The 4,553-nt window shown below is 35.8% G+C and carries 7 protein-coding genes; 3 read left to right on the top strand and 4 right to left on the bottom strand.

Annotated features, from left to right (window positions below):
- Positions 1 to 51: 51 nt before the first annotated feature.
- The 3 genes from E7Z79_RS09245 to E7Z79_RS09235 form a co-directional block, all read right to left on the bottom strand.
- Positions 52 to 954, bottom strand: a complete 903-nt coding sequence (locus E7Z79_RS09245) for a hypothetical protein (RefSeq protein WP_303739654.1) — start codon at positions 952 to 954, stop codon at positions 52 to 54.
- A 141-nt stretch (positions 955 to 1,095) separates the two neighbouring features.
- Positions 1,096 to 1,626 carry a DUF367 family protein gene (locus E7Z79_RS09240; RefSeq protein ID WP_303739653.1) on the bottom strand — a complete coding sequence of 177 codons (531 nt, stop codon included), beginning with the start codon at positions 1,624 to 1,626 and terminating at the stop codon, positions 1,096 to 1,098.
- Complete coding sequence (locus tag E7Z79_RS09235) at positions 1,626 to 2,306, bottom strand: hypothetical protein (protein ID WP_303739652.1); 681 nt, start codon at positions 2,304 to 2,306, stop codon at positions 1,626 to 1,628. Before E7Z79_RS09235 ends, E7Z79_RS09240 begins: the two co-directional genes overlap by 1 nt.
- A 103-nt stretch (positions 2,307 to 2,409) precedes the next feature.
- On the opposite strand from E7Z79_RS09235, the gene E7Z79_RS09230 reads away from it, so the two are divergent.
- Genes E7Z79_RS09230 through E7Z79_RS09220 form a run of 3 tightly spaced genes read left to right on the top strand, consistent with a single transcriptional unit; the run spans position 2,410 to position 4,150 of the window.
- Positions 2,410 to 3,120, top strand: coding sequence for a hypothetical protein (locus tag E7Z79_RS09230; protein ID WP_303739651.1), 711 nt, complete (start codon positions 2,410 to 2,412; stop codon positions 3,118 to 3,120).
- A gap of 8 nt (positions 3,121 to 3,128) precedes the next feature.
- A complete protein-coding gene (locus E7Z79_RS09225; protein WP_303739650.1) occupies positions 3,129 to 3,662 on the top strand; it encodes a nicotinamide-nucleotide adenylyltransferase in 534 nt (177 codons plus the stop codon).
- A 50-nt stretch (positions 3,663 to 3,712) separates the two neighbouring features.
- Positions 3,713 to 4,150, top strand: coding sequence for a molybdenum cofactor biosynthesis protein MoaE (locus tag E7Z79_RS09220; RefSeq protein WP_303739649.1), 438 nt, complete (start codon positions 3,713 to 3,715; stop codon positions 4,148 to 4,150).
- A gap of 229 nt (positions 4,151 to 4,379) precedes the next feature.
- On the opposite strand, the gene E7Z79_RS09215 is transcribed toward E7Z79_RS09220, so the two are convergent.
- Positions 4,380 to 4,550 carry a molybdopterin-binding protein gene (locus tag E7Z79_RS09215; protein ID WP_303739655.1) on the bottom strand — a complete coding sequence of 57 codons (171 nt, stop codon included), beginning with the start codon at positions 4,548 to 4,550 and terminating at the stop codon, positions 4,380 to 4,382.
- Positions 4,551 to 4,553 lie beyond the last annotated feature (3 nt).

Here is a 4,553-nt window from a genome sequence, read left to right as displayed (position 1 = left end):
ATTGAAATAACAACCAAAAAAATAAAAAAAAATAATGTAATATTAATTACATCATAATTTTAGAGAAAAAGGCTTTGCCTTTTTGGCGCTTTTCTTAATGATCATGCTGGTTTTCTTATATCCGCTATACTTGAAATCCGCCGGCATGATTATGACCTTATGCTTGCCTACACTCAACTGGTTGGTTGCATATCCTGTAATTCCCTTAAGTCCATTGAACTTTTTGGTTTTTAAGGTTACTGTTTTGTATTTTTTACCTGTGTAAATATGCAACTTAAGTTTAACGCCATTAACAAGTTTTTTGGTCTTCTTGTTCATAACCAGGATTGTTAAAAGAGCATACTCTTTTTCAGTGGTCCTTTTGGCAAATATTTTCAATGGTATTTGCTTAACAACCTTGATTGATGACTTGATAGCCTTGAATTTATAAGTATTGCCTGCCAAGCTTGCTATGACCTTATGTGTACCTGCCTTGAGATATTTGGTGTTATAGTATGCCACACCCTTGGCGTTTGTCAATACCTTAGCGGTCTTATACTTGGATCCGGTATATATCTTCAAAACAATTTTTGTTTTTGCAATAGGCTTGTTTTTTGAATCCACCAATTTGATGGTCCATTTTGTACCTTTCTTGTAGGCAACTTTGGCTTTTGACGCTTTGATGATAGCGGTTGGCTTTTCAACAGGAGCTGGAGTAGTATTGGTTGAATCATCTGTTGAATTACCTGTGGAATCACCTGTAGAATCATCACCAGTGCCATTAGCTAAAATATCACCTGCACCCTCGCTTAATTTTTCATCCTCATTGGCAGTTTCATCCAGATTGACATTTTCTGAGTCATCAGCAACAGTTACTCCACTTCCCGAATCGTCAGAGATTTCAGCTGCACCCACATGTGCAACTGCAAAAACAAATACCAATACGAACAGTATTGTTAAAATTTTCTTATTCATATGAAAAACTCCGAATAATATTTTAATTGAAGTTATAAACTTCAAATTATTTAAACATTAACACAATCTGAATCATTCAAAAGAAAAAATTTAGTGGATTCCACCCTAAAAAAGTGAAATGATTCAACAAAAATAGAAAAATTAACTTTCTGAATTAATGCCCTTTTCAGAAAGAAAATCATTTTGAACCTTGACTACCTCAGCACTGGTGTCAGCTTCACTGTATGCCTCGAGCAGGTCATAGTTAAGTTCAATGAAAGTATGCCCCCACTTGTAGCCATCCATCAAATCAATGGCTTCATCCTTAAAACGGGTGATGTAAAGTGTGGCGCTTATTGCCTCAACAGTGGATAGGATACATGCCTTGCCATAGTTTACCGGATTTGTGGCGATCAAAAAGGGCAATGATCTGTGGTATTTTGAAAGTGAAAAGAATTTTTTAGAACTTGACACCTCATTCCATGAGCAGTCAAGCCCTACAATCCCTCTCCTTTGAACATATCTGTAGTCTTCAAATGATACGGCCTTTTCAGCATACGGATTGAGAACTATTGCGCCAGAAGGAATCTTGTTGATGTTATCAACCAACCTGCATTTCCCCATTTTAGCCAGCTTGATGGCTGTGCATTTTTTCTTGTCGCACTCGTTTGCATGAAAAACCGTTATTCTCATTATTCCACGACAGCCTCTTGTTCTTGTTGTAAAGCGGAAGTGTTTCCTGCCTTATACTGTTTTATCAAATCCATTTGCTCTGCAAACTGGTCTTCAGTCAATCCGAATTCCTCATATATTTTCGGAACATTGTTGCTTTCTTTTAGAGTAATGCTGTTAAGCAATGGCTCAACAAAGTCAGTGTAGGATTCACCATAAGTATTAAGTGTTGCATTCACTTTGGATTTTGCATCAATAATCATATAGATTAAATATCCCTGTTTTTCACCTTGGGATTGGCAGATAATGATATTCATCGGCTTATCAGATGAATTTGAATCGTTGCCTTGTACGGCTTGAGTGAAGTAAATATTCCAGTCATTGTCGTTGAAGCTGCGTTTTTCAGGATTCATTACACCCTGAACGTAATATATATCCATTAAGGCATCTGAATCATCAACAGTGGATATGTTATATGTAATCTTGTTTTCCTTGTCTTCATATGAGTGCATAAATTCCTCACTATCGTTTACCAAACTAACATTTCCAGCAAAAGTACCCTCCATGAATTCTGTTTTAAACGGAGTGGTGACACCTGCTGTTTTTTCATTACCATTTAACATTCCAGTAGCAAATATAACTCCTAAAATAGCGATTATTACAACTACTACTGCAATTATAATTATATTTTTGGTTTCCATTAAAAATACTCCATTAATTGTTTGTTAATATATTTTTAGTAAAAAGTCTTTAATATAAGTTTAGTTAGATATTTAATTATAATATAAACAATAAGGTTATTTTATGAATAAAAAATTTCAATATCAGATACTGCTTATAGTTTTACTGGTAATTGTAATTATTAATCTATCTATAATTATTGGTGATATGACAGGTACTCCTGACAATATCTATAATGTAACCAGTGTAGGAAATAATTCCAATGGTACAGTCTATAAGATTGAAGCGGGAAATCCTTCCTCCAATGAAACTGTAGGCATTATTTTAGGTGTTCATCCGAGAGAGCATGAAATTCATGAAAAAGTCAATGAGACAATTTACAATATCACTTCAGAAAACGGTCCACATAATCTAACCAAGCATTACGTTATATATTACATTAAAACAATTGACAACTTGACTTCCCAGGAGGAAACCCGTGCTGCGGGCGAAGAGCTTGCAAATATGTACATTGTTCCTAATATTGAAAAGGACAATCCGTTCCTCGTAGTGGATGTTCATGAGATAAATCCTGAATATGAGTATTCCAACTTCGTATTCAGCCTCTCCAACAGAACAGACAAGATCAATTCCACCATTGCCAAGATAAGCAATGAGGTGAATCTTGTCGATTACAATTTCGATTTGGGAACCAGCCCTGAGAAGGTTACAAAACCTATAGCGGATAAGGGAATCGATACTTTACTTGTCGAAACATGCATTACAGATTCCTTGAGTCAAAAACAAAAAACCGCTGAGAATTTAATTAGAAGTCTGGACGGATTGACACCTTAGGTGATAGCATGCATAAAGTTCGAGGAATATTGATTGGCCGTATGCAGCCGGTTCACAATGGGCATATGGCAGTGATAAAACAGATTCTAAACGAAGTCGATGAGATAATCATAGGAATCGGCAGTGCCCAGGCCAGCCATGAGCTTAAAGACCCGTTCACTGCAGGCGAGCGCATTGTCATGATGAGTCAGGCCCTTGCCGAAAAGGATATCGATCCATCAAGATATTATATCATTCCAATGCAGGACATCAACTTCAATGCGATTTGGGTTTCACATGTCAAAATGTTGACACCACCGTTCAGCATTGTTTATTCCGGCAACCCATTGGTCAAACAGCTGTTTAATGAGGAAGGCTACGAAGTCAGACAGCCTCCATTATATGACCGCAAGCATTTGTCCGGAAGCGAGGTCAGAAAACGCATTCTGAATGATGATGACTGGCAGGAATTGGTTCCAAAGGCCGTCGTTGACGTGATTAATGAGATTTATGGTGTTGAAAGATTGAAGAACTTATCCGTTAAAGAGGTAAGTGAGTTATAACAATAGTTATATAATAAGTTGAATATAATATATTACTTGGAGATGACACAATGGTTGTAAGAGTAATAGAAGCAAAAGAAGACAAAGTTACAATGGCAGACTTAATAGCAGGATTAAAAAAAGACAAAAAGATTGACTATTCAGGTGCAATCTTCACCTTTGAAGGAATTGTTCGTGGAAAAGAAGAAAACATGAACCTGGAAAAGTTAATTCTGACAACTCCCGACAAGGAAAAAACAAAAGCTGAAATCGAAAAGATAGTGGAAAATGCCAAAATCAAATATAATGTTCATGAAATATCCGTAGTGCACTATATAGGTGAGTTCTACACAGGAGACATGCTCTTTTTAGTTGCAGTTCTTGGTGCCCACCGTAGAGAAACCCTTGACGCACTAAAAGAAGTTATTGAAACCGTCAAATACGATGTTGAATTTAAAAAAGAAGAGATTTCAAAAGAAGGCACCAAAACCATATTAGCAGGGGGATAATCCCATGTTAATGCACATTTTAAGGATAATAATTGTGTTTTTGATTATATATGCTGTAATTAAAAACCTAAAAACACTTTTAAAAGCAGGAATCGTTATTCTTATAATTTTAATATTATTAGGATTTATAGGATACTGATTCTACAAACGTAATAATAAACCATGGCTTTAAGAAGTCATGGCATTTTTTTAATTTTAAACCCCAGATGTAAAAAATAATATTTTGAATCTATTTGCCGATGATTACTTCGGTAGATTTTATGATAGCTGTAACATCATCGCCTTCAGCTAAACCTAATTTTTCAGCAGACTCTTTTGTGATTACTGCGGTAATTGTGTTGGGTTCGGTTACTTCACTTTTAATGTTTGCCATTACTTCGCCTTTGTCTACGCTTACAATTTT

The sequence above is a fragment of the Methanobrevibacter thaueri genome (assembly GCF_015062905.1).
In the GTDB taxonomy this organism is placed as follows: Archaea; Methanobacteriota; Methanobacteria; order Methanobacteriales; family Methanobacteriaceae; genus Methanocatella; species Methanocatella thaueri_A.
The sequence above is the reverse complement of the archived record's forward strand: the minus strand, read 5'-3'. Positions and strand labels throughout refer to the sequence as shown.